12 protein-coding genes and 5 pseudogenes are annotated in these 26666 nt (G+C 67.2%); 15 read left to right on the top strand and 2 right to left on the bottom strand.

The genetic code is table 11. The features are described 5' to 3' along the window. The first annotated feature begins 436 nt into the window (after window positions 1-436). Window positions 437-3574, top strand: coding sequence for a TonB-dependent receptor (locus tag NI18_RS14405; RefSeq protein WP_037530793.1), 3138 nt, complete (start codon window positions 437-439; stop codon window positions 3572-3574). A 405-nt stretch (window positions 3575-3979) separates the two neighbouring features. Further along, window positions 3980-7015, top strand: a complete 3036-nt coding sequence (locus NI18_RS14400; RefSeq protein WP_037530799.1) for a TonB-dependent receptor — start codon at window positions 3980-3982, stop codon at window positions 7013-7015. Between the two features lie 72 nt (window positions 7016-7087). Here the strand turns inward: NI18_RS14400 and clpB are convergent, their stop codons facing one another. Then, window positions 7088-9667: an ATP-dependent chaperone ClpB gene (gene clpB / locus NI18_RS14395; RefSeq protein ID WP_037530792.1), complete on the bottom strand. Its 2580-nt coding sequence runs from the start codon at window positions 9665-9667 to the stop codon at window positions 7088-7090. A 170-nt stretch (window positions 9668-9837) separates the two neighbouring features. Between clpB and NI18_RS14390 the strand changes: the two are divergent. Further along, a pseudogene (locus tag NI18_RS14390) lies at window positions 9838-10227 on the top strand (thioesterase family protein); the annotation flags it as partial. 310 nt (window positions 10228-10537) lie between these two features. Here NI18_RS14390 and NI18_RS14385 read toward each other — a convergent pair. Next, window positions 10538-11932, bottom strand: coding sequence for an XRE family transcriptional regulator (locus NI18_RS14385; protein ID WP_037530790.1), 1395 nt, complete (start codon window positions 11930-11932; stop codon window positions 10538-10540). Window positions 11933-12033: 101 nt separating this feature from the next. On the opposite strand from NI18_RS14385, the pseudogene NI18_RS14380 reads away from it, so the two are divergent. The 12 genes and pseudogenes from NI18_RS14380 to NI18_RS14325 form a co-directional block, all read left to right on the top strand. Further along, window positions 12034-13558, top strand: a pseudogene (locus NI18_RS14380) (acyl-CoA carboxylase subunit beta). Window positions 13559-13617: 59 nt separating this feature from the next. Continuing rightward, window positions 13618-13920 (top strand): hypothetical protein, encoded by a 303-nt coding sequence (locus NI18_RS14375; RefSeq protein WP_037530780.1) that lies wholly within the window; start codon window positions 13618-13620, stop codon window positions 13918-13920. Next, window positions 13917-14129 (top strand): hypothetical protein, encoded by a 213-nt coding sequence (locus NI18_RS14370; RefSeq protein WP_037530777.1) that lies wholly within the window; start codon window positions 13917-13919, stop codon window positions 14127-14129. The genes NI18_RS14375 and NI18_RS14370 overlap by 4 nt, the downstream gene beginning before the upstream one ends. Beyond that, on the top strand, window positions 14126-14644 hold the full coding sequence (locus NI18_RS14365) for a hypothetical protein (RefSeq protein ID WP_037530776.1): 519 nt from the start codon (window positions 14126-14128) through the stop codon (window positions 14642-14644). The genes NI18_RS14370 and NI18_RS14365 overlap by 4 nt, the downstream gene beginning before the upstream one ends. Next, window positions 14641-15059, top strand: a pseudogene (mce, locus tag NI18_RS14360) (methylmalonyl-CoA epimerase). Before NI18_RS14365 ends, mce begins: the two are co-directional and overlap by 4 nt. 214 nt (window positions 15060-15273) lie before the next feature. Beyond that, window positions 15274-16053: pseudogene (locus NI18_RS14355) on the top strand (enoyl-CoA hydratase-related protein); the annotation flags it as partial. A 133-nt stretch (window positions 16054-16186) separates the two neighbouring features. Beyond that, window positions 16187-18330 (top strand): annotated as a pseudogene (scpA, locus tag NI18_RS14350) (methylmalonyl-CoA mutase). 157 nt (window positions 18331-18487) lie between these two features. Further along, window positions 18488-19453 carry a biotin synthase BioB gene (gene bioB / locus NI18_RS14345; protein ID WP_306286429.1) on the top strand — a complete coding sequence of 322 codons (966 nt, stop codon included), beginning with the start codon at window positions 18488-18490 and terminating at the stop codon, window positions 19451-19453. After that, window positions 19444-19803: a lysozyme inhibitor LprI family protein gene (locus tag NI18_RS14340; RefSeq protein WP_037530771.1), complete on the top strand. Its 360-nt coding sequence runs from the start codon at window positions 19444-19446 to the stop codon at window positions 19801-19803. Before bioB ends, NI18_RS14340 begins: the two co-directional genes overlap by 10 nt. Before the next feature lie 55 nt (window positions 19804-19858). After that, window positions 19859-21904, top strand: a complete 2046-nt coding sequence (locus tag NI18_RS14335) for an acetyl/propionyl/methylcrotonyl-CoA carboxylase subunit alpha (RefSeq protein ID WP_037530768.1) — start codon at window positions 19859-19861, stop codon at window positions 21902-21904. 540 nt (window positions 21905-22444) lie between these two features. Then, the gene (locus NI18_RS14330; RefSeq protein WP_084215217.1) at window positions 22445-24550 is read left to right on the top strand and encodes a DUF3772 domain-containing protein; all 2106 of its coding nucleotides are present in this window, start codon (window positions 22445-22447) and stop codon (window positions 24548-24550) included. Between the two features lie 49 nt (window positions 24551-24599). Continuing rightward, window positions 24600-26666 (top strand): TonB-dependent receptor plug domain-containing protein (locus tag NI18_RS14325; protein WP_052149212.1); only part of this gene is annotated, 2067 nt, incomplete at its 3' end.

Here is a 26666-nt window from a genome sequence, read left to right as displayed (position 1 = left end):
CACCGGCGCGCGTCCGCCGCGCGGCGACCCCGCGGTCGCAGCGGACGGCAGGCCCGCGATCAGCAGGGCGGTGGTCAGCAGGCCGGCGATCAGCAGGCCGGGGGCCGCGCGTCGTGTCGATATGTGCATGTCCGTGTCATCCTCGTATCGGCTTCGGCAATCCGGGGCCGATCCGGGGCGGGGGCGCGCAGGGCCCGCCATCCCCGGAATATCCCCTTTGATTCCTTCGGAAAACCCGCCGCAGGGCGCAGGATTCGCGATGTTGCCTTTTTGTAACAATGGTACGTCAATGCGATGATCCGTTACTATTTTACAATTTTATTTTGGACAAAAGCGCTGCCGTTTGCGTAACCGGCCCCCAGTCAGCGCGCCGGAGCGCGCCGCAACACATCGCGTCAGTCATCACGGATCGACGGCGCGAAAGGGGAATGAATACATGCGGAATCATATGTTTCGGGATTGCCTGCTCGCGTCCACGATGATCGCGGGCGCCGTCGTCGCGCTGCCGGCAGCGGCCCAGACCGCACCGGCTCCTGCACCGGCAGCCGAGCCGGCTCCCGCACCGCAGAGCACCACCAGCGACGACGGCGCGGCAGCGACGACCCCGGCAGTCTCGAACACGCCGAGCGAGGATCCCGCTGCAGCCGGAACCGCCGCGAGCACCGACATCGTCGTCACCGGATCGCGTATCTCGAACCCCAACCTGACCTCTGCCAGCCCGATCACCGTGGTCAACGCGGCGGACATCAAGCTGCGTGGCGCGACGCGCATCGAGGACGTGCTCAACAGCCTGCCGGCGTCGTTCGCGACGCAGACCTCGTCGGTGTCGAACGGGTCGACCGGTACGGCGACGATCAACCTGCGCAACCTGGGTGAATCGCGCACGCTGGTGCTGATCAACGGCCGCCGCCTGATGCCGGGCAACCCCTCGTCGAGCAGCACCGCGAGTGCGGCCGCCGACGTCAACATGATCCCCGCCTCGCTGATCAAGCGCGTCGACGTGCTGACCGGCGGCGCCGGTTCGGTCTATGGGTCGGACGCGATCGCGGGCGTCGTCAACTTCGTGCTCGACACCGATTACGAAGGCTTCAGCGTCGACGTGTCGGGCGGCATCAACAACCACAACAACCGCAGCGAGCGGTTCCAGGCGCTGTCGGCGGCAAGCGGCTATCCCGCGCCGAGCGGCCAGGCGTTCGACGGCACGCAGTTCGACATCAACTTCAAGGTCGGCGCGGCAACCAGCGACGGCCGCGGCCATGTCGTCGGCTATGGCGGCTATCGCAAGATCGGCGCGATCCTGCAGGGGTCGCGCGACTATAGCTCGTGCGGGCTGAACGCGCCGTCGGGCAATGTCGGCAACGATTATGTCTGCGGCGGATCGGCGACTGCGTTCCCGGCGAACTTCACGCTCGGCGATGCGACCGAGGGCGGGCCGCCGACCGGCTATACGCTGAACGCAGCAGGCCAGCTCGTCGCGGGGCGGACGCTCTACAACGCCAACCCGCTGAACTATTACCAGCGTCCGGACACGCGCTACACCGCGGGCTTCCTCGCCAAGTATGAAGTCAGCGACGCGTTCAAGCCCTATGCCGACTTCATGTTCATGGACGATCGCTCGGTCGCGCAGATCGCGCCGTCAGGTGATTTCAACAACACGACGGTCCTGAACTGCAACAACCCGCTGCTGTCGGCGGCGCAGGTCTCGACCTTCTGCCGTGCGTCCAACCTGGTGACCGACGCCAATGGCGCGGTGGTCAACCTGACCAACCCGGACGGCTCGCAGTATCAGCAGGCGAAAGTCCGCATCGGCCGTCGCAACGTCGAGGGCGGCGGGCGTCAGGCGGATCTTCGCCACACCCAGTATCGCTTCGTCGCGGGCGCGACCGGCGATATCGACAAGGGCATCTCGTACGAGGCCTATGGCCAGTTCGGCAGCACCGTGTTCAGCCAGGTGTATCGCAATGAATTCTCGATCTCGCGCACCACGCGTGCGCTCGACGCGATCACCGACACGCGTCCCGGCTCGGCGACGCTTGGCCAGGCGGTCTGCCGCTCGGTCGTCGACGGCACCGATCCGAACTGCGTCCCGCTCAACATCTTCGGCGCGGCCGGGATCACGCCCGAGGCGCTGAACTATGTCCAGACCCCGGGCTTCCAGTCGGGCGAGAACAAGGAAACCGTCCTCAACGCGAACTTCACCTTCAAGGGCGCCGAATACGGCGTGCAGTCGCCGTTCGCGAGCGAGGGCATCGCGCTGAACGTCGGTGGCGAGTACCGCAAGGAATCGCTGAGCCTCGAAGTCGACAACGCGTTCCTGAGCGGCGATCTGGCCGGCCAGGGCGGCGCGACGTTGCCGATCCGCGGCAGCTACACCGTCAAGGAAGTGTTCGGCGAAATCCAGGTGCCGCTGGTCAGCGACCGCCCGTTCGTCAACGAGCTGACGGTCAATGGCGGCTATCGCTATTCGAGCTACAGCACCGCGGGTTCGGCGCATTCGTACAAGGGTGAGCTGGTCTGGGCGCCGGTCTCCGACGTCCGCTTCCGCGGCGGCTACAACCGTGCGGTCCGCGCGCCGAACACGCAGGAGCTGTTCGCGCAGCAGTCGGTCCAGCTCGACGGTGCGACCGATCCCTGCGCCGGCGCCGCGGTCAATGGCCTGGTCAACGGCAACACCGCCGCGCAGTGCGCGCTGACCGGCGTTCCCGCGAACCGGTTCGGCCTGATCGCCGCCAACCCGTCCGAGCAGTATAACGGCCTGCTCGGCGGCAACCCGAACCTGCGCCCCGAAAAGGCCGACACGTTCACCGCGGGCGTGATCCTGCGGCCGTCGTTCCTGCCGGGCTTCAACCTGTCGGTCGACGGCTTCCGCATCAAGCTGAAGGACCGGATCGGCGTCGTCGGCGCGGACACGATCATCGCGCAGTGCCTCCAGACCGCCGACGACCAGTTCTGCAGTGCGATCAACCGCGATGCCAACGGCACGCTGTGGCAGGGCAATGCGGGCTTCATCGTAGACACCAACGTCAATGCAGGGTCGCTGACCACGCAGGGGATCGAGACCTCGGCGGGCTATACCTATCGCTCGGACAGCATCGGCACGATCGGCCTGTCGTTCAACGGCACCTATGTCGACAAGTTCACGTCGGACAAGGTCGGCACCAAGTTCGATTGCGCGGGCCTGTACGGCGCACAGTGCGGCTATCCGATGTCCAAGTGGCGTCACCAGGCGCGTCTGTCGCTGACCACGCTGGGCGGCATCGGCCTGTCGGGCAACTGGCGCCATCTGTCGGCGACCAAGTTCGAGCGGACCAGCAGCGATGCCGACCTGGCCGGCCCGTTCTTCGCCAATGACGGCCGCGTGAAGGCGCAGGACTATTTCGATCTCGCCGCCACCATCCGGGTCGCGGACAAGGTCACCTACCGCCTCGGCGTCAACAACGTGCTCGACAAGACGCCGCCGATCCTCAGCGCGACAGCCTCGCCGATCGGCTCGTTCGGCAACGGCAACACCTATCCGGGCATCTATGATGCACTCGGCCGGTACCTGTTCGTCGGCCTGACGATCGACATGTAAGCGATCCTTTCGGACGCGATATCGGGGGGGCGGCGGATCATGGATCCGCCGCCCCTTTTTTTGGGTTCGGGCGGCCGGTCCGGAGTGACGCTGAAGCCCGGACCAAGGCCTCGCCGAGCGCCTGTCGCGGGTGCGACGTGAAAATGCCCTTGCCTAATTATTATGCGTAGCGATGATCTGCTGTCGGAAAAAGCAACAGATTTTAAGAAAAAGCACCAGTGATTGTGTCTTTTTCGCTACACGAGATTGCCAAAGCATTCGGCCGCCCGGATGCATTCTTTACAGGATGCGACAGCACCTCCATCCCATCGCCATGTCCTTCGGGGTCGTGCTTCGGCGCGATGAAAGGGGCGGAAAATTGCCCGGCGTACCGCGATGCGGGCGACCGGGTTCAAGCGAGGGATCATGATGACCAGCATTTCGTTGACCAAGAAGGCGCTCCTGCTCGCGGCTGCGACGCCGTTCGCGTTCGCCATGGCGGCGCCGGCGTTCGCGCAGCAGGCGACGCCGCCCGAGCAGAACGGTGTCCCGTCGAGCGACGTCGCCGCGCAGAACCAGCCCGCCGCCGGCGACGAGATCGTCGTCACCGGATCGATCATCCGCGGTACCGATACCGGCATTTCGCCCGTCACCACGCTGACCACCGAAAATCTGGATTCGCGCGGCATCAACACGGTGCAGGCCGGCATCCAGGCGCTGTCGTCGAACAACGGCCCGGCGCTGACCAACTCGTTCACCGCCAACGGCGCATTCGCCGCGGGCGCGTCTTCGGTGTCGCTGCGTGGCCTGTCGACCAACTCGACGCTCGTGCTGTTCGACGGCCTGCGCGCCGCCTATTACCCGCTGTCGGATGACGGATCGCGCAACTTCGTCGATCTGAACACCATCCCCGACGACATCGTCGAGCGCATCGACGTGCTGCGCGACGGCGCATCGTCGAGCTACGGTGCCGATGCCATTGCAGGCGTGGTCAACGTGATCACCAAGCGCAAGTTCAACGGCATCAGCGGTCGCGCCGAGGCCGGCATCTCCGAGAACGGCAACAACGCCAACCAGCGGCTGACGCTGACCGCGGGTACCGGCGACCTCGACGAGAAGGGCTACAACGCCTATGTCAGCGGCTTCTATTTCCGCAACGAGGGCGTGTACCAGCGCGACCTGCCGGCGCCCTTCAATTCGGACAACCTGACCGGGATCTGTTCCAACCGCACCGGCACCACGCAGTGCGGCCCGAACAACACGGCGAACGGCCTTGACGCGAACGGCGCCCTCAACGGCTTCGCGATCGGTACGGGCAATTTCTACGTCCGTCCGGCCGACGCCGCGAACACGGTCGCATCGGGCCGGTACCAGCTGCTGAACCCGGCAGCGGGCTGCCTCAACGGCACCCCCTACAACCCGACCGCCGCGCAGCTCGCCACGCCGGCGAACGTGACGACGCCGACCACGGTCTGCCAGGTCGACAACACCAACAAGTACGACATGGTGACGCCGAACATCGAGCGTTTCGGCGGCTCGGCCCGTTTCAGCGCAAAGGTCGGTGCGGACTCCGAGGCATATCTGCTGGTCAATTTCGCCCAGTCGGCGAGCAACTATACCGGTCGTCCGTCGGTCATCCGCGGTAACGCACCGGCCGGCATCCTCTCGCCGCAGTTCTCGACCTCGCAGGCGCAGACTGCCGCGCTGGCCGCGGGCTCGGGCGTCCTGGCATTGCCGGTCTATGTCTGCGCCGCGCGCGTGAACTGCGGTCCGACGAACGGCACGCTGAACCCGAACAACCCGTTCGCGGCACAGGGCCAGGTCGCTCGCCTCGTCGGCGCGCTGCCCGACACGGTCACGCAGAACGAGACCCGCAGCCGCGTGTACCGTGCCGCATTCGGCCTCAAGGGTACCGTCCTCAACGGCTTCGACTATGACTTCAACGCAACGGCGATGCACACCGACCTGCGGGTGAAGACCAACGGGTATGTCTATATCCAGAACCTGCTCAACGTCATTGCCGACGGCAGCTACAACTTCGTCAACCCGGGCCTCAACACCCAGGCGGTGCGCGATTATCTGACGCCCGAGAACATCACCGACACGACGTCGGATCTCTATCAGGCGCAGCTGACCGTCCAGAAGTCGCTTGCCACGCTGCCCGGCGGCGACCTGCGCGTCGCGGTCGGTGGCTCGATCTTCTACGAAGCGGTCGACGCGCCCAGCGCGAACGACGACTATAACGGCGCGACACAGCGGTACTTCACGCTGAACGCCTTCGGTACCAAGGGTAACCGCACGGTGAGCTCGGCCTTCGCCGAAATCAACGCACCGGTGCTCGACGTGCTGACGCTCAACGGTTCGGGCCGCTACGATCACTATTCGACCGGGCAGAGCAACTTCTCGCCGAAGGTCGGCGCGATCTTCACGCCGCTCCAGCAGGTCACGGTGCGGGGTACCTATTCGCGCGGCTTCCGTATCCCGAGCTTCGGCGAGGCGAATGCACTGCCGACGACGGGCTATGTGACGCAGCAGATCTCGGCGATCCCCGATGCGTTCCTTGCCCAATATGGCGCAGGCTGTTCGCAGGCGACCCCGACGGCGTGCCCGGCCTATCTGACGTCCTACTCGATCGGACAGACGACGCTGGCATCGCCGGAGCTGAAGCCTGAAAAGTCGCGCAGCTTCACCGGCGGGGTCAAGTTCGACCCGATCCGCAGCGTGTCGCTGACCGTCGACTACTACAACATCAAGAAGACCGGCGCGATCACCACGCCGGACAATTCGGCCGCGATCGCAGCCTATTATGCCGGTGCCGCACCGGTTGCCGGGTTCGAGGTCATCGCCGACGCACCCGACGTCAACAACCCGAACGCGCGTCCGAAGATCGCCTTCGTCCGCTCGCAGCTGATCAATGCCGACACGATCAAGTCGTCGGGCATCGATTTTGGGATCAACGGCGCGTATGACTTCGGTCTGGTCAAGTGGACGTCGAACCTGAATGCGAGCTACATCATCGAGCTCAGCACGACGATCGACGGCGAGAAGCAGCGCTATGAGGGCACGCTCGGCAACTTCAACCTGACCGCAGGGTCGGGGACGTTCGAGTGGAAGGGCAACTGGCTCAACACGTTCGACTTCGGCGACTTCGCGGTCAGCACCACGGTCAACTACACGTCGGGCTATGACCTGTCGGCGACCGATCAGGGCGACGAATACAAGGATTGCGGCCAGGCTGCCGTGTACAATGACTGCCACGTGAAGAGCTACATCACGGTCGATGCGAACGTGAACTTCAAGGTCACCGACAAGTTCAGCTTCTATGTCAACGCGCTGAACCTCTTCGATCGCCTGCCGCCGGTCGATACCGTCACCTATGGCGCGTATCTGTACAATGCGATCCAGGGTGGCGACGGCATCTTCGGTCGTCAGTATCGTGCAGGCGCGAAGTTCAACTTCTAAGCCGATACCCACGCGACATATCGGGGCGCTCCTTCGGGAGCCGCCCTTTTTTTGTGCCTGCCGTTCGGGGGCTCAGCCGACCGCGAGCACCAGTTTCCCGTCGCCCTCGTCGATATGGACGGTGGCGCCGTCCTTGACCTCGCCGCGCAGGATCATGTCGGCGAGGGGGTCCTGGAGGTAGCGCTGGACCGCGCGTTTGAGGGGCCTTGCGCCGTAGACGGGGTCGTAGCCGACGCGGCCGAGCCAGGCGCGGGCGGCTTCGGTCAGGTCTAGCGTGATCTTGCGGTCGGCGAGCAGCTTGTCGACGCGCGACACCTGGATGTCGACGATCGGCGCCATGTGCGCCTGGCCGAGACGGTGGAACAGGATCACCTCGTCCAGGCGGTTGAGGAATTCCGGGCGGAAGTGCGACCGGACGATCTCCATCACCTGCGGTTCGACCGACGACACGTCGTCGCCCTCGGCCATGTTGGCGAGATACTGGCTGCCGAGATTGCTCGTCAGGATGATCAGCGTGTTGCTGAAATCCACCGTGCGGCCCTGGCCGTCGGTCAGGCGGCCGTCGTCGAGCACCTGGAGGAGCACGTTGAACACGTCGCCATGCGCCTTCTCGACCTCGTCGAACAGGATCACCTGATAGGGCCGCCGGCGGACCGCCTCGGTCAGCACGCCGCCCTCCTCATAGCCGACATAGCCGGGAGGCGCGCCGATCAGCCGGGCGACCGCGTGCTTTTCCATGAACTCGCTCATGTCGATGCGGACCATCGCCGAGGGATCGTCGAACAGGAATTCGGCGAGCGCCTTGGTCAGCTCGGTCTTGCCGACGCCGGTGGGTCCGAGGAACAGGAAGCTGCCCAAGGGGCGGTTCGGATCCTGCAGCCCCGCGCGCGCGCGGCGGACCGCGGTCGAGACGGCCTTGACCGCATGGGCCTGGCCGATGACGCGCTTGCCGATCGTCGCCTCCATCGCGAGCAACTTGTCGCGCTCGCCCTGGAGCATCCGTTCGACCGGGATTCCGGTCCAGCGGCTGACGACGCCGGCAATGTCGTCGGCATTGACCTCCTCGCGCAGCATCGCGCCCTTGGTCGCGCCTGCGGCCTCGTCGAGCTGGCGTTGCAGACCCGGGATCGTGCCGTAGGAGAGCTCGCCCGCGCGCGCGAGATCGCCCGAGCGCTGTGCCTGGTCGAGTTCCAATCGCGCGGCGTCGAGCTGTTCCTTCAGCCGCGCCTCGGCGTTGATCTTGTCCTTCTCGCTCTTCCAGCGCGTCGTCAGCTCGGCGGACTGCTCCTCGAGATTGACGAGATCGCCCTCGAGCGTGTCGAGCCGGTCGATCGAGGCCTCGTCGGTCTCGCGCTTCAACGCCTCCCGCTCGATCTTGAGCTGGATGATCCGGCGGTCGAGATTTTCGATCTCCTCGGGCTTGGATTCGACCTCCATGCGGATCCGGCTCGCGGCCTCGTCCATCAGGTCGATCGCCTTGTCGGGGAGGAAACGGTCGGTGATGTAGCGGTTGGACAGCGTCGAGGCGGCGACGATCGCGCCGTCGGTGATGCGGACGCCGTGGTGGAGCTCGTATTTCTCCTTCAGGCCACGCAGGATCGAGATCGTGTCCTCGACCGTGGGTTCGCCGACCATGACGGGCTGGAACCGGCGCTGGAGCGCGGGGTCCTTCTCGACATATTTGCGATATTCGTCGAGCGTGGTCGCGCCGACGCAGTGGAGCTCGCCGCGGGCGAGGGCTGGCTTGAGGAGGTTGCCTGCGTCCATCGCGCCTTCGGATTTGCCCGCGCCGATCAGCTGGTGCATCTCGTCGATGAACAGGATGACGTCGCCCTCGGCGGCCTTCACCTCGTCGAGCACACCCTTCAGCCGCTCCTCGAACTCGCCGCGATATTTCGCGCCCGCGATGAGCGAGCCCATGTCGAGCGACATGAGCCGGCGATCCTTCAGCGTATCGGGGACGTCGCCATTGGCGATGCGCAGCGCCAAACCTTCCGCGATAGCCGTTTTTCCGACGCCGGGTTCGCCGATCAGCGCGGGGTTGTTCTTGGTACGGCGGGCGAGGATCTGGATCGTGCGGCGGATCTCCTCGTCGCGGCCGATGACGGGGTCGAGCTTGCCGTCGCGCGCCGCCTGGGTCAGGTCGCGCGCGAACTTCTTGAGCGCGTCATAGCGGTCCTCGGCGCCCGCGGTGTCCGCGGTGCGGCCCTGGCGGACGCTGTTGATCGCGGTGTTGAGCCCCTCGGGGGTGACGCCGCCGGTCTTGAGCGCCTTGCCCGCGGCGGTGTTGAGCGAGAGCGCGAGCGCGACGAGCAGGCGTTCGACGGTGACGAAGCTGTCGCCCGCCTTGGTCGCGATCTGTTCGGCCTGGTCAAGCACGCGGACTGCGTCATTGTCGATGCCCGGCGTGGTCTGCGCGCCCGAGCCCGAGACGGCGGGGATCTTCGCGAGCGCAAGATCGGTTTCGGCGGTCGCGCGCTTCGCGTCGCCGCCCGCGGCCGCGATCAGCCCCGCGGCCATGCCCTGTTCGTCCTCGAGCAGCGCCTTCAGAAGATGCTCGGGCGCGATCCGCTGATGGTTCATGCGGATCGCGACGGTCTGCGCGGACTGGAGGAAGCCTTTCGCGCGGTCGGTGAATTTGTCGATGTTCATGGGCGTATCCCTGTGGTCTTTGGCCAGAGATGGTGTTGTATTTAGGCAACACAAGAGGGCGGCGTTGCATCATGCTAGGGACAAGCGCGGCAGGCCGGAATAGCGTTTATTGTCGGTGTCGAAGCAGCGTCGTCATCGCTATAAGCCCGCGCCCATGCTATATGGGTGGGGTGTCAACAGCCATTCCCCATATCTACGCCATCGGCATCGAGCCGGCCGACATCGACTTCATGGGTCACGTCAACAACGCGAACTATCTGAAGTGGGTACAGGCCGCGGTGATCGATCACTGGCAGCGTCTCGCCCCGGCCGAGGCGGTGGCGGGGCATTTGTGGGTCGCGCTGAAACACGAGATTACCTACCGCAAACCGGCGTTTCTCGACGACGACGTGATCGCGACGGTGCTGCTCGAAAAGGTGCAGGGCGCGCGGGCGTTCTACGAGACGATCATCAAGCGCGGCGAGGATGTGCTCGCCGAGGTGAAGTCGAGCTGGTGTTGCCTGGATGCGGAGACGCTGCGGCCTTCGCGACTGGCGAGTCATGTGGTGGAGCGGTTCTTTCCGAAGGATTTGAGGGGCCTAGACCCGCCGTCATTCCCGCGGAGGCGGGAAGCCAGACTGGCTGGCCTTTGTGGGTATCGCCGTGGTTTGCCGGTCTGGATCCCCGCCTTCGCGGGGATGACGGGTTTTAGGGCTGAGTGCGGTCGTCGGTCTGGGGTCGCTCGATTGTGGTGAGCGGTCAGCCATATACACCACCTCCCCGGCGGAGGCCGGGGTCCAGGTGGGAAGGCCCTCGTGACTCCGCGTCGCCTCACGTTATTTCCGGCCCCCAACTGGGCCCCGGCCTTCGCCGGGGAGGTGGTCTAGCCGCTCACACCACCTCATACGGGACCGCGCCGCGGCGGTTGGGGTCGACGCGGATCTCGCTGGCGGCGGGGGGGAACGCGCGCTGGTCGCAGTCGGGGCGCAGGCAGATGCGGCAGGATGCGCCGATCGGGGTGGCGATACCGCCGGTGCCGAGCGCGTCGGCGTAGATGAATTCGGACGCGTTCGCCTCCTCGCAGCCGAGCGCCACCGCATAGCGGCGCGCAGGGCGGGTATAGGTTTCGGACGGTTTCACCAGCCCCTTGGCCATCGAGACGTAGCGGATGCCGTCGCTGGTCTCGAGCAGCTGCGTGAGGATGCGGTCGGGAATCGCGACCGCCTCGTGGACGATCCACAAGGGGCAGGCGCCGCCGAAGCGCGCGAACTGGAGACGGGTGGCGGAGTGGCGCTTGGTGATGTTGCCCGCCATGTCGACGCGGCAGAAGAAGAACGGGATGCCGAGCGCGCCGGGGCGCTGGAGCGTCGAGAGCCGGTGGCAGGTCTGTTCGAAGCTGGTGCCGAAGATCCGCCGCAGCCGGTCGATGTCGTGGCGGACGCTGCGCGCCTCGCTACGGAACCGGGTATAGGGCATGACGATCGCGCCCGCGGCGTAATTGGTGAGGCCCGCGGTCAGCAGCGCGCGCGCGGTCTCCGACGCCATGTCGGAGGCGGCGACGATGTCGGCGATCAGATCGGCGAATTCGCCGCGCGCGACCTGATGCGCGAGCGAGAAGAGCGTGGTCTCGCCGGGCTGCGATCCGTCGAGCCGCAAGGTCGCGCCGTCATAGTCGCGTAACGGTGCGGCGAGCGCGCCCGAGATCGTCACCGAGACGCCGCGCGCCGCGAGCCGCGCCTCGAGTGCTGCGATCCGGTCGCTGCCGAGCGTCTCGCCGATTTCCTCCGCGCGGCGATCGAGCATGTCGACATAATTGCCCGCGGCGTGAAACCAGTCGCGGACATCCTCCCAGGGGAGCAGCCCGGGCGCGCCTGACCCCGCCACGAGCCGGTCGTCGAGCGCGCGCAACTGTTCCTGCGCGCGGCGATAGGCGTCGTGCATCGCGACGAGCCGCTGGGCGAGCAGCGGCTGGTGCTTCACCGCGCGGCGGATCGCGCTCTCGTCGAGCGTGGGGGCGGCGACGCTGGTGTCGGTGACGGCCTCGAGCGTCGCGACGAGCAGCGCGGTATCGTCGGCGGCGTCGATGCTGCCCCAGTCGGCGGGGAATTCGCGCGCCAAGGTGACGAGCACGGCTTCGCTGACCGGGCGGTCGCCATTCTCGATCTGCGAGAGATAGCTGACCGAGATGCCGATCCGGACCGCCATCGCCGCCTGGCTGATCCCGAGCGTGCCGCGAAGGTCGCGCAGCCGGTGTCCGACGAAGAGGCGGCGTGGGGGATTGGTCATGCTGCGGGTGTAGTTTGCAAACATGGGTGGCACAAGTTTGCAACATTGCATTTGCGCATTGCGTCCCGCTCTGTGAAAGCCCCCAGCAGGACGGAGAGACGATGTCATCGACGATCGAAGAGCTTGAACGACGCCGCGAAGCCGCAAGAGTGGGCGGGGGTATCAAGCGGATCGGAGCGCAGCACGCCAAGGGAAAGCTGACCGCAAGGGAGCGCCTTGACGTGCTGCTGGACGAGGGATCGTTCGAGGAGCTCGACATGTATGTCGAGCATAACTGCGTCGATTTCGGCATGCAGGACCAGGTGATCCCCGGCGACGGCGTGGTCACCGGATCGGGCACGATCAACGGCCGCCTCGTCTTCGTGTTCAGCCAGGATTTCACGGTATTCGGCGGGTCGCTCAGCGAACGCCACGCGCAGAAGATCTGCAAGGTGATGGACAGCGCGATGAAGGTCGGCGCGCCGATCATCGGGCTGAACGACAGCGGCGGCGCGCGCATCCAGGAGGGCGTCGCGAGCCTTGGCGGCTATGCGAGGTGTTCCAGCGCAACGTGCTGGCGAGCGGCGTCGTGCCGCAGCTGTCGCTGATCATGGGCCCGTGTGCGGGCGGCGCGGTGTACAGCCCGGCGATGACCGACTTCATCTTCATGGTGAAGGATTCGAGCTACATGTTCGTGACCGGGCCCGACGTGGTCAAGACGGTGACGAACGAGGTGGTCACGCAGGAGGCGCTGGGCGGCGCGGTGACGCACACGACCAAGACGTCGGTCGCGGACAATGCGTTCGAGAACGACATCGAGGCGCTGCTCGCGGCGCGCGACTTCTTCGATTTCCTGCCCGAATCGAACCGTGCGGGCGTGCCCGAGCGGCCGACTGCGGACGAGTGGGACCGGGTCGAGGAGAGCCTCGACACGCTGATCCCGGCGTCGGCGAACCAGCCTATGACATGCACGAGCTGATCCGGAAGGTCGTCGACGAGGGCGATTTCTTCGAGACGCAGCCGGCGCATGCGGCCAACATCATCACCGGCTTCGGGCGGATCGAGGGGCGGACCGTCGGTTTCGTCGCGAACCAGCCGATGGTGCTCGCGGGCGTGCTCGACATCAACAGCTCGAAGAAGGCGGCGCGGTTCGTGCGCTTCTGCGATGCGTTCGAGATTCCGATCGTGACGTTCGTCGACGTCCCCGGCTTCCTGCCCGGCACCGCGCAGGAGCATAACGGGATCATCAAGCACGGCGCGAAACTGCTGTTCGCATATGGCGAGGCGACCGTGCCGAAGATCACCGTGATCACGCGCAAGGCGTATGGCGGCGCGTATGACGTGATGGCGTCGAAGCATCTGCGCGGCGACCTCAACTATGCATGGCCGACCGCGGAGATCGCGGTGATGGGCGCGAAGGGCGCGGTCGAGATCATCTTCCGCGGCAAGACGCCCGAGGAGATCGCCGCGCGCACCGCAGAGTACGAGGCGCGCTTCGCCAACCCGTTCGTCGCGGCGAGCAAGGGCTTCATCGACGAGGTGATCCAGCCGCATTCGACACGGCGGCGGATCGCGCTGGGGCTGCGCAAGCTGCGCGGCAAGAGCATCGAGAATCCGTGGAAGAAGCATGACAACATCCCGCTCTGAGGGGGCGGCTTGTTGGGTCATGCCAAGCACATTATCATGTCATGCGAAGGAGTCGTGACATGCAGGCCGAACGCGTGACGTTTCTGACCACCCCCGATCACAAGGCGGCGCTCGACGCGTTTGCGGCGAGCAACGGCATGTCCGTGGGGCATGTCGTTCGCGAGGCGACCTCGCGCTATGTCGTCGAGGGCGACATGACCGAGGACGACCGCTTCAAGCTGTTGATCCACGAACTCGACGAGGCGCTTCCGGCAATGCACGCCGCGCTCGATGCGGCGATCGAGGGGCAGCAGCGTCTGCGCGCCGATATCGACGCCAGGCTGCGTGACGCCGGCCTGCTCGACGCGGAGCGTGTCGCATGAGCATGATTGGCGACGCGATGCGCACGATCGAGTCCGTCATCCTGCTCCGCAGCAAGGTCGAGCGATTGAACGAGGAACTTGCCGCGACCAACGGGCAGGTGCGACGTGTGGTCGACTCGGTCATCCAGATCAACGGACGCCTGATCCGTCTGGAAACGTTCGAGGAAATGCGGTCCGGGATACGGCCGACCCCGAGGATCGAGCAATGATCGCGCTTCTGCTTCTTCAAGCCGCGGCTGCAACAAGCACAGCAACGCCCGCGTGGAAGCTCGCCGACCGGACCAATGCGGCGGGGGTGCGGAGCATCTCCACCTCGGTCACGGGCAATGACGGGCTGTCGCGGTTCGTCGTGAAGTGCGACGTCGGCACCGAGTCGATCGTGTCGATCCAGTTCATCCAGCCGCAGTCGCTGGGGCAGGGCGCGGACAAGCCGGTCGCGGTGCGCTTCGATGGCGGGCCGGCCTTCACCTATAACTGGCAGTTTCCGGGGACGGGGACCTACATCACCGATCCCGTGGCGATCACCCGGCTGACGACGTTCCTGGTGAAATCGAAGACGCTGCGGGTCGAGGCGACCAACGGCGCGGGCTTTGCGGTGCAGGCCAATTTCGCCGCGCCGGCGAGCGATGGGATGGTGCGGCAGGTGCTGGGGGTGTGCGGCTATACGCTGGGCGTCGTGCCGCCGCCGCCGCCTGCGCCGCCCGCGGCGGAGGATGCGCAATGAGTCTGGGCCGCCTCAACCATGTCGGGGTCGCGACGCGTCGATCGCGAAGTCAGTCGAGACGTATCGGTTGCTGCTCGGCGCGACGGTGATCGGGGAGCCGTTCGACCTGCCTGCGCAGGGCGTGAAGGTGTGCTTCATCGATGCGCCCAACACGCAGATCGAGCTGATCGAACCTTATGACGACAGCTCGCCGATCGCGGGGTTTTTGCGCAAGAACCCGGCGGGGGGGCAGCATCATGTGTGTTTCGAAGTGCCCGATATCGCGGCCGCGGTCGCGGAGCTGAAGGCGAAGGGGGCGACGGTGCTCGGCGAACCGCGGATCGGTGCGCATGGCACGCCGATCGTGTTCGTCCACCCGAAGGACTTTGGCGGCATGCTCGTGGAGTTGATGGAGACGCCGGGGGAGGATCATTGACCCCGCATCCTTTGTCCGTTGGTGCTGGGCGTGGTCGGAGTGCGTGGGACTCAGGCCCTTCGACTTCGCTCAGGGCGAACGGCGGGGGTGGGGCGTGCCCTTCGACTTCGCTCAGGGCGAACGGACGGGGTGGGGCTTGCCCTTCGGCTTCGCTCGGGGCGAACGGAAGGGGCGTGGCTAGCCGACTGGGGCGTAATCGATGGGGGAGACTGGCATGACCGCCTATGAGCATATCCTGAGCGAGCGGCGCGGTGACGTGCTGGTGCTGACGCTCAACCGGCCCGACCGGCTGAATGCGGCGCCGCCGGCGATGTTCGAGGAGATCGCCGCCGCGGTCGCCTCGCTCGACGGTGCGCGGGCGGTGCTGATCGCGGGTGCGGGGCGGGCGTTCTGTTCGGGCGCGGATGTCGGTGGCGGGGCGCTGGGGTCGGACGATCCGGGTGCGGCGACCTATCAGGCGCTGACGGGGAGCTATAATCCGGCGATGGCGGCGATCGCCGATCTGGGCGTGCCGGTGGTGAGCGCGGTGCGCGGGCCGGCGGCGGGGATCGGGTGCAGCCTCGCGCTCGCCGCGGATTTCTGCGTCGCGAGCGAAAGCGCGTATTTCCTCCAGGCGTTCGTCAATATCGGGCTGGTGCCCGATGGCGGCGCGTCGTGGATGCTGCCGCGGCTGATCGGCCGTGCGCGGGCGACCGAGATGATGATGCTCGGCGAGCGGGTGCCCGCGGCGAAGGCGCTCGACTGGGGGATGGTGCACAAGGTCGTCGCGGACGACGCGCTCGACGCGGAGGCGTTCGCGCTGGCGGAGCGGCTGGCGGCGATGCCGACGGTGGCATTGGGGCTGATGCGGCGCGCGATTACGGCTGCGTATGCGAGCGATTATGCGGGCGCGATGGAGGCCGAGGCGGTCAACCAGCGGGCCGCGCGCGGGTCTGCGGATTCGATGGAAGGCGGGATCGCGTTCCTGACGAAGCGCAAGCCGGTGTTCACGGGGGAAGTGACCACGCGCGCTTCTCGTTCCCCCGGCGGGAGGCCGGGGGCCCAGGCTCGATGCGCAGCATCGAACGCGCTGCCGCGCGCGATTTATTTTAGGGCTGGGCCCCGGCCTTCGCCGGGGGAACTAGAGTATGACTGACAAACCAAATCCGACGCTTGTCGAGTGGGAGGCCGCTGCCGCGAAAGAGGTGAAGGGCGCCGACCTGACCTGGGCGACCCCGGAGGGGATCGACGTCAAGCCGCTCTATACCGCGGCGGACGTGACCGCCGACCCCGGCCTCCCCGGGTTCGCGCCGTTCACGCGCGGGGTGCGGGCGTCGATGTATGCGGGGCGGCCGTGGACGATCCGGCAATATGCGGGGTTCTCGACCGCGGAGGCGTCGAACGCGTTCTACAGGCGGAATCTTGCCGCGGGGCAGAAGGGGCTCTCGGTCGCGTTCGATCTGGCGACGCACCGCGGCTATGACAGCGACCATCCACGCGTGACGGGCGATGTCGGCAAGGCCGGCGTCGCGATCGACAGCGTCGAGGACATGAAGATCCTGTTCGACGGCATTCCGCTCGACAAGATGTCGGTCAGCATGACGATGAACGGCGCGGTGATCCCGATTCTCGCCTTCTTCATCGTCGCGGGCGAGGAGCAGGGCGTGCCGCGGCACCTGCTCGACGGGACCATCCAGAACGACATCCTCAAGGAGTTCATGGTCCGCAACACGTACATCTACCCGCCCGAGCCGAGCATGCGGATCATCTCGGACATCTTCGGCTACACGTCGCGCGAGATGCCCAAGTTCAACAGCATCTCGATCAGCGGCTATCACATGCAGGAGGCGGGGGCGACGCAGCTCCACGAGCTCGCCTTCACGATCGCCGACGGCATGGAATACGTCAAATACGGCGTCGCGAGCGGGCTCGACATCGACAAGTTCGCCGGGCGGCTGTCGTTCTTTTTTCGCGATCGGCATGAACTTCTTCATGGAGATCGCCAAGCTGCGCGCCGCGCGCGTGCTGTGGCACCGCGCGATGACCGAGCTGGGCGCGCAGGACGAGCGGTCGAAGATGCTGCGCACGCATTGCCAGACGTCGGGCGTGTCGCTGACCGAGCAGGACCCGTACAACAACGTCATGCGCACGACGATCGAGGCGATGGCGGCGATGCTGGGGGGGACGCAGTCGCTCCACACCAACGCGCTCGACGAGGCGATCGCGCTGCCGACCGACTTTTCCGCGCGGATCGCGCGCAACACGCAGATCGTGCTGCAGGAAGAGACGGGGATGACCAAGGTCGTCGATCCGCTGGGCGGCAGTTACTATGTCGAAAGCCTGACGCAGAGCCTGGTCGACGGCGCGTGGACGCTGATCGAGCGGATCCAGGCCGAGGGCGGGATGGCCAAGGCCGTCGCGGCGGGCTGGCCCAAGGCGATGATCGAGGAAGCCGCGGCGGGACGCCAGGCGCGCGTCGATCGCGGCGAGGACGTGATCGTCGGGGTGAACAAGTACAGACTCGCCGAACAGGACGCGATCGAGATCCTCGACGTCGACAATGTCGCGGTGCGCGCCGGCCAGGTCGAGCGGATTGCGCGCGCAAGGCGACGCGCGACGAGGATGCGTGCCGGGCGGCACTCGATGCGCTCCGCGAGGGCGCGAAGGGGTCGGAGAACCTGCTCGCGCTGGCGGTCGAGTGCGCGCGGGCGCGGGCGACGCTGGGCGAGATCTCGTCGGCGATGGAGGATGTGTTCGGGCGCTATGGCACGCAGCCGACGCCGGTGTCGGGCGCTATGGCGGCGCGTATGAGGACGATGCGCGCTGGACGCGACTGACCGACGGGGTCGAAGCGACCGAGCGGCGGCTGGGACGCAAGCCCCGCATGCTGGTCGCCAAGATGGGGCAGGACGGGCATGACCGCGGCGCCAACCTCGTCTCGTCGATGTTCGGCGATCTGGGGTTCGAGATCGTGCCGGGGGCGCTGTTCCAGACCCCGGCGGAGGTCGCCGCGCTGGCGCTGGCCAAGGACGTCGACGTGGTCGGCGCGTCGAGCCTGGCGGCGGGGCACAAGACGCTGATCCCCGAGCTGATCGGCCACCTGCGCGAGGCGGGACGCGCGGATATCAAGGTGATCGCGGGTGGCGTTATTCCCGCACAGGACTATCAGGCGCTGCGTGATGCCGGGGTCCAGGCGATCTTCGGACCCGGCACCAACCTGATCCAGGCCGCCGAGGACGTGTTGAAGCTCCTCGGCCATAATATGGGCCCGCAAGAGGAAGCCGCAGAATAATGCTGAACAGTCTCGAAGATACTTCCCCGCGGCGAAGGCCGGGGCCCAGTTGGGCGCCGGTCGTGACGACGTACAGTCCTCCGTTACGTCGACCTCTCCAACTGGACCCCGGCCTTCGCCGGGGAACGGCACAAGGACCGACTGGACGCGCGCGGAGATCGCGGCGTTGTTCGACCTGCCGTTCGACGAACTCATGTACCGGGCGCAGACCGTGCACCGGGCGCATCATGCGGTGAGCGAGGTGCAGCTGTGCACATTGCTGTCGATCAAGACCGGCGGGTGCCCCGAGGATTGCGGCTATTGTTCGCAGTCGGCGAGCGCGGACACGCAGCTGAAGGCGGAAAAGCTGATGGACGTCGATGCCGTGCTCGCCGACGCCGCGCACGCCAAGGCGGCGGGATCGCAGCGGTTCTGCATGGGCGCGGCGTGGCGCAACCCGAAGCCGCGGGACATGCCGAAGGTCGTCGCGATGGTCGAGGGCGTGCGCGCGATGGGGCTCGAGACGTGCATGACGCTCGGGATGCTCGACGCGGACCAGGCGCGGCAGCTCGCCGATGCGGGGCTCGATTACTACAACCACAATATCGACACCTCGCCGGAGAATTACGGCAACGTGATCACCACGCGGACCTTCGAGGACCGGCTGGAGACGCTGGCCAATGTGCGCGATGCGGGCATCTCGGTGTGCTGCGGCGGGATCGTCGGGATGGGTGAGACGCGCGGCGACCGCGTCGGCTTCGTCCACGCGCTCGCCACGCTGCCGCGGCATCCCGAGAGCGTGCCGGTCAATGCGCTGGTGCCGGTCAAGGGGACGGTGCTCGGCAACATGCTCGCCGACACGCCGCTCGCCAAGATCGACGATATCGAGTTCGTGCGGACCGTCGCGGTCGCGCGGATCACGATGCCGCTGAGCATGGTGCGGCTGTCGGCGGGACGCGAGAGCATGTCCGAGGCGACCCAGGCGCTGTGTTTCATGGCGGGGGCGAATTCGATCTTCACCGGCGACACGCTGCTGACGACGGGCAATGCGGGCGACAGCGCGGATGCGGCGTTGCTGGCGAAGCTGGGGATGACGCCGATGACGGGTGCCGAACCGATGCGCGAGGCCAAGACATGCTGCTGATCGCACTCCTGGTCGCCGCCGCGCCGATGCAGTCGCAGGCGCAGATGACCCGGTCCGCGGGCAGCAGCTATGCGCAGGCGGACGCGGCGATGACCGCGCAGTGGAAGCGGACCTACGCCTATATGAAGCGGCGCGATGCGCAGGACACGTCGCGTGGCGGTGGCTTCGGGTTTGCGGGATCGCTGCTCGAAAGCCAGCGCGCGTGGCTGAAGTTCCGCGACACGCAATGCGTGATCGAGGGCGGGCAATATGCCGGCGGATCGGCGCAGGGGATGACGATCGCCGGCTGTCGCACCGGCCTGACCAAGGCACGGACCGCGCAGCTCAAATCGATGATGTGGTACCAGTAAATACACGTCCGCACCCGGCGCCAAGCCGGGGAGACGGCACAGTTTAGGGCGAGAGATGTTCAAGAAAATCCTGGTCGCCAATCGCGGCGAGATCGCATGCCGCGTGATGCGCACCGCCAAGGCGATGGGGATCAAGACCGTCGCGGTCTATTCCGACGCCGATGTGCGCAGCCCGCACGTGCTGATGGCGGACGAGAGCGTGCGGCTGGGGCCAGCGCCCGCGGCGGAAAGCTATCTCAAGGCCGAGCTGATCCTGCTGGCGGCCAAGGAGACGGGCGCGGACTGTATCCATCCGGGTTACGGCTTCCTGTCCGAGCGCGAGAGCTTCGCGCGGGCGTGTGCCGAGGCGGGGATCGCGTTCGTCGGGCCGCCGCCCGCTGCGATCGCGGCGATGGGCGACAAGATCGAATCGAAGAAGCTCGCCAAGGCGGCGGGCGTCAACGTCGTGCCGGGCTATCTGGGCGAGATCGCGGATACCGACGAGGCGGTGCGGATCGCGGGCTACATCGGCTATCCGGTGATGATGAAGGCGTCGGCGGGCGGCGGCGGCAAGGGCATGCGGCTCGCGTATAGCGAGCAGGACGTCCGCGAGGGCTTCGAGGCGACCAAGCGCGAGGGGCTGGCGTCGTTCGGCGACGACCGCGTGTTCATCGAGAAGTTCATCGAAAGCCCGCGGCATATCGAGATCCAGCTGATCGGCGACCAGCATGGCAACATCGTCTATCTCAACGAGCGCGAATGCTCGATCCAGCGGCGGCACCAGAAGGTCGTCGAGGAAGCCCCGTCGCCGTTCGTGACGCCGAAGATGCGCAAAGCGATGGGCGAGCAGGCGGTCGCGCTGGCGCGGGCGGTGGGCTATTATTCTGCCGGGACAGTCGAGCTGATCGTGTCGGGCGCGGACACGAGCGGCGAGGGATTCTACTTCCTCGAGATGAACACGCGGCTCCAGGTCGAGCATCCGGTGACCGAGGAGATTACCGGGCTCGATCTGGTCGAGCTGATGATCCGCGTCGCGGCGGGCGAGCCGCTGGGGTTCGCGCAGGACGAGGTGAAGCTGAACGGCTGGTCGATCGAGAACCGGGTCTATGCGGAGGATCCGTATCGCGGGTTCCTGCCGAGCATCGGGCGGCTGGTGCGGTATAATCCGCCTCTCCCGTTCGCCCTGAGCGAGGGTGCTTCGACTTCGCTCAGCACGAACGGGGGAGGGGATGTGGATTCCGCCGAACCCCGCGTCCGTGTCGACGATGGCGTGCGCGAGGGGGGCGAGGTCAGCATGTTCTATGACCCGATGATCGCCAAGTTGATCACCTGGGCGCCGACGCGCGAGGGGGCGGTCGCGGCGCAGATCGCGGCGCTCGACGCGTTCGAGCTCGAGGGGCCGGGGAACAACATCGATTTCCTGTCGGCGATCATGCAGCATCCGCGCTTCCAGTCGGGGGCGCTGACGACCGGGTTCATCGCCGAGGAATATCCCGACGGGTTCCACGGCGCGCCCGCGGATGCGGCGTTGCTGACGACGCTGGCCGCGGTTGCCGCCTTTGCCGCGACGGCAGAAGCCGACCGCGCGCGGCGGATCGACGGGCAGCTCGGGCGGCGGTTGCGGCCGCCTGCGGACTGGGTGGTGACGATCGGCGGGACCGATCACCGCGTGCGCGTGTCGACCGACGGGATTTCGGTCGATGGCGAAGCGCTCGACCTGTCGCTCGAATATACGCCGGGGGACCGGATGGTGATGGTCGAGGGCGACGAGCATCTGACGATCCGGATCGCGAAGGCGCGTGCCGGGTTCAGGCTGACGACGCGCGGCGCGAGCCATGTCGCGCGCGTGCTGCCCGCGCGGGTCGCGCCCTATGCCGCGCACCTGATCGAGAAGGTCGCGCCCGATCTGTCGAAATTCCTGATCTGCCCGATGCCGGGGCTGCTGGTGCGGCTCGACGTCGCGGCGGGGGACCGGGTCGAGGCGGGGCAGGCGCTCGCGGTGGTCGAGGCGATGAAGATGGAGAATATCCTGCGCGCGGAGAAGACCGGCGTGGTGAAGTCGGTATCGGCCGCGGCGGGGGACAGCTTGGCGGTGGATCAGGTGATTTTGGAGCTGGAATAGGCTTGAGCCCTTGTGTCCCCGCGGAGGCGGGGACCCAGACTGGGCTCCCGCCTGCGCGGGAGAACATGGGGTCCACCACCCCGGCGGAGGCCGGGGTCCAGTTGGGGGATGTGGCTAGGCTAGCGCTGCGCGTCGTTACTCGAGCCTTCCCACCTGGGCCCCGGCTCGCCGGGGTGGTGTGTAGGGAGGGCGGGCCATGGCGGCGGGCTCTCCCGTTTTTGGCTGTGACGCTGTAGAGCCGGGCGGATGATCGTTCCCCGCTATTTCGCCGCGTTGCTGTTGCTCGTGTCCGCTGTGCCTGCGTCGCGCAGGACGAGGCGAGGGTGGCGTCGGTGGCGGCGGGGCTGACGCGGGCGTCGGCGGAGTTGCAGGCGGTCGACGATGCGGCGGTCGAGGCGCGTGACGATGCGGCGCGGCAGGCTTTGCGGGCGCGGGCGGAGGCGGTGCAGGCGACCGCAGCGGAGGCGGTGCGCGTGCTGACGCCCGAAATGGCGCTGGTCCAGGCGCGGGTGACCGAGCTGGGCGGCGGCGACGCCGGGGGTGGTCGAGGCGCCCGAGATCCGCCAGCAGCGCCGGTTGCTCGCGCAGAGCCAGTCGGCGATCGATTCGGCGATCAAGCGCGCGCGGCTGATCGGGGTCGAGGCCAAGCAGCAGATCGACGATATCGGTGCGGCCGAGGCGGAGGAGCTGGGCCAGCAATTGTCCGAGCGCAGCGCGTCGCCGCTGTCGCCGACGCTGTGGACCGCGATCGTCGATCACCTGCCGCGCGACACCGCGCGGCTGAACCGGTTCGCGGCGACCGGCGTGCGCCAGTTCGTCCAGCGGTTCGACATGCAGGCGGCGATCATCGCGCTGACCGGGCTGCTCGCCGCACTGGTGCTGCTCGTGCCGGTGCGCGGTGCGCTCCACCGGCTGGGGCGCGGCTATGCGACCGATCATGCGCCGGGGGGGCGGATCCGGCGGTCCGCCTATGCGCTGTGGCTGGTGGTGATCGGCACGATGTTGCCCGGATTCGCCGCGCTGGCGTTCGTCCAGTCGCTGCGCTGGTCCGCCCTGCTGTCGCCCGCGTTCGACCAGATCGCGGCGCGTTTCGTCGGATTGTCGTTCTTTGCGGCCTTCCTGTCGGCGTTGGGCGGCGCGTTGCTGTTGCGCGCGCAGCCGAGCTGGCGGCTGTTGCCGATCGGCGACAGCGCGGCGCAGACGCTGCGCCCCTTCACCTGGGCGGCGGCGGGGTTGGTGTTCTTCGGCCAGCTGCTGATCACGGCCAACGCGCTGGTCGGTGCGAGTGCGGCGGCGTCGACCGCGGCGAACGCGCTGATCGCGCTGCTCCATCTGGCGCTGATCGCCGGCGTGCTGGTCGCGCTCGGGCGGCTGAGGGCGGCGGCCCAGCCCGATCCCGAGAAGCCCGCCCGCAACAGCCTGCTCGCGATCGTCGCGCTGGTCGTGTGGCTGGCGGTGCTGGTCGCGTTCGTCGCCACGCTGACCGGATACGTCAATTTCGCGCTGAAGACTGCGCAGTGGATGGTGTGGGGGGCGATCGTCGGCGCGACGCTGTACCTGATGATGACCTTCACCGACGACGCCTGCCGCGCCGCGCTGTCGAGCAACAACCGGATCGGCCGGAGCGCGAACAGCGGCTTCGGGGTCGGCAACCGGACGGTCGACCAGATCGGCGTCCTGCTGTCGGCGGTGCTGCGGCTGATGCTGATCATGCTGGCGTTCGGCGCGGTGATGGCGCCGTTCGGGGCGGGCGTGACGTCGGTGTTCGAGCTGTTCGGGACGCTTGCGGGCGGGATCACGGTCGGCGAGATCACGATATCGCCGGGCGCGGTGCTGCGCTCGATCGCGGTGCTGTTCGTTGCGCTGGCGATCATGCGCGGGCTGCAGCACTGGCTGGTCAACAGTTACCTGCCGACGACCGCGATGGATGCGGGCGCACAGAATTCGGTGACGATGGTCGCGCGCTATGCGGGGATCATCGCCGCGGTGCTGTGGGCGCTCGCCGCGCTCGGCATCGGGATGGAGAAGCTGGCGGTGGTGCTGGGTGCGCTGTCGGTGGGCATCGGCTTCGGCCTGCAGGCGATCACGCAGAATTTCGTGTCGGGGCTGATCCTGCTCGCCGAGCGGCCGGTCAAGATCGGCGACTGGGTGCGGATCGGCAACCAGGAGGGCGACGTCAAGCGGATCAACGTGCGGTCGACCGAGATCCAGGTCGCCGACCGATCGACGCTGATCGTCCCCAATTCGGAGCTGATCACCAAGACGATCCAGAACATGACGCTGGCCGCGCCGATCGGGCGGATCCAGCTGCAATTCTCGGTGCCGATCGAGAGCGATCTCGACGCGGTGCGGACGATGCTGTTCACCGCCTTTGCCGACCAGAGCGAGGTGCTCGACGATCCCGAGGTGAAGGTGTTCATCGATTCCGTCGATGGTGGCCGCGCGAAGCTCAACTGCTTTGCCTATGTCGCGAGCCCGCGCGACGCCTATCCGGTGCGCAGCGCGCTGCTGTTCACGCTGCTGCGCCAGTTCCGCGAGGCGGGGATCGATCTGGGCGCGACGACGACGCGGATGGAGCTGATCGGGACGCCGCCCGCCGTCGGGGCCGCCGGGATCATGGCCGGACCGACCGACGCGGCGCGGTGAAGCGGCATAATCCTGCGACAATTGGCCCCTAGGTGCCGGGGTCAGGTCGATGGGATGTCAGGGTTATGCGTACACTGGGTTTGATGCTGGCGGTGAGCCTGCCGGCGATGGCGGCGGCGCAACAGGCGCCCGCGCCGGTGCCGGCGACAGAGGCGCGCAGACGGACGGTTCCGCAGCCGAGCCGGAGGATAGCGTCGAGGGCGAGGAGATCGTCGTCACCGGATCGCGCAAGCTGCCCGGATCGGTGGTCGGCGACATTCCGCCCGACCAGACGCTCGGCCAGGCGGACATCCGCTCCTACGGCGTCAGCTCGGTGTCCGACCTGCTTGCCGAACTCAGCCCGCAGACGACGAGCGGGCGCGGCAGCGGGGGCGCGCCGGTGGTGCTGCTCAACGGGCGGCGCATCTCGAGCTTTTCCGAAATCCGCGACATCCCGACCGAGGCGATCCAGCGCGTCGAGATCCTGCCCGAGGAGGTCGCGCTGAAATATGGCTATCGCGCGGACCAGAAGGTCGTGAACTTCGTGCTGCGCCGCCGCTTTCGCGCGGTGACCGCGGAGGCGATCGACCGGATGCCGACCGAGGGAGGGACGAACACGCCGCAGGCCAAGCTCGACCTGCTGACGATCGCGCGCGACCGGCGGGTCAACCTGCATGCCGAATATACGACGAGTTCGGCGCTGACCGAGGCCGAGCGCGACATCGTGCCGATCGCCGGGGGCAACGGCAGCGGGGCGGTGGGAGCGGGCGGCGCGGTTGTCGATCCGACGCCGTTCCGCACACTGCAGGGCCAGACGAGCACCTTCACCGCGAACAGCGTCTATGCGCGCAACATCTTCGGCAATGTCGGCGCGACGATCAACGGACGGCTCGAATCGACCGACAGCCGCAGCCTGAACGGCCTGCCCGTCGCGGCGCTGACGCTGGCGGACGGCAGCGTGATCAACCGTGCGCTCGACGATCCGGGTTTCCTGCCGCTGGCGCAGCGCGCGTCGTCGATCGCGGCGCATCTGGGCACGACGCTGAACGGCGATGTCGGCACGTGGCGCTGGACGGTGACGGGCAATTACGATCGCAGCGACACGCAGACCTTTACCGATACCGGCGTCGATGCGGGCGCGTTCAATGCGCGGCTGGCGGCGGGCGATCCGACCGCGGTGCCGCTGGGCGCGCTGACCGCGGCGGATATCGGTGCGGCGGCGGGCAACCGCGCCTATGCGACGCAGAGCATCGGCGGGATCGACGCGGTCGCCAATGGCCGGCTGTTCGCGCTGCCCGCGGGCGACGTGTCGACGACGCTCAAGCTGGGCGCGGAGACCGCCGATTTCGACAGCCGGTCGGATCGCGGCGGGTTCGCGCAGCGCGGACAGGTGGCACGCGACACGGTCAACGGCCAGGTCAATGTCGACCTGCCGATCGCGAGCCGGTCGAAGGACGTGCTGCCGTTCCTCGGCACGCTGTCGGCGAACTTCAACCTGGCGCAGGATCATTTGTCGGATTTCGGCACGCTGACCACGCTCGGTTACGGCGCGAACTGGGCGCCGATCCCGGCGGTGCGGCTGATCGCGTCGGTGACCGACACCGACCAGGCGCCGACCGCACAGCAGCTGGGCAATCCGTCGATCACGACGCCCAATGTCCGCGTGTTCGATTATGTCCAGGGCACGACCGCGACCGTCACCACGATCAGCGGCGGCAATCCCGGGCTGAGCGCGGACAATAACCGCGTGACCAAGCTGGGGCTGACGGTGAAGCCCTGGGCGGGGCGCGAGGTGACGCTGACCGCCAATTATGTCGACAGCCGGACCGACAATCCGATCGCCGCCTTCCCGGCCGCGACCGCGGCGATCGAGGCGGCGTTCCCCGACCGGTTCGTCCGCGACGCGACGGGCGCGCTGTTGCAGGTCGACCGGCGGCCGATCAATTTCGCGCGCAGCGAACGCTCCGAACTGCGCTGGGGGATCAATTTCTCCGCGCCGCTGAAGTCGAAGATCCAGCGCGAGCTCGAGGCGTTTCGCGCGGGGACGGGGCCCAATCCGTTTGCCGGGATGCAGCCGCCGGGCGGCGGGCGGCCTCGGGGTGAAGGACCGCGGGGCGAAGGCGCCGGGCCGGGTGGA

This window comes from Sphingomonas sp. Ant20 (assembly GCF_000783375.1).
Taxonomy (GTDB): domain Bacteria; phylum Pseudomonadota; class Alphaproteobacteria; order Sphingomonadales; family Sphingomonadaceae; genus Sphingomonas; species Sphingomonas aerolata.
Note: the sequence above shows the minus strand (reverse complement) of the source record. Positions and strands in the feature narration are given on the sequence as shown.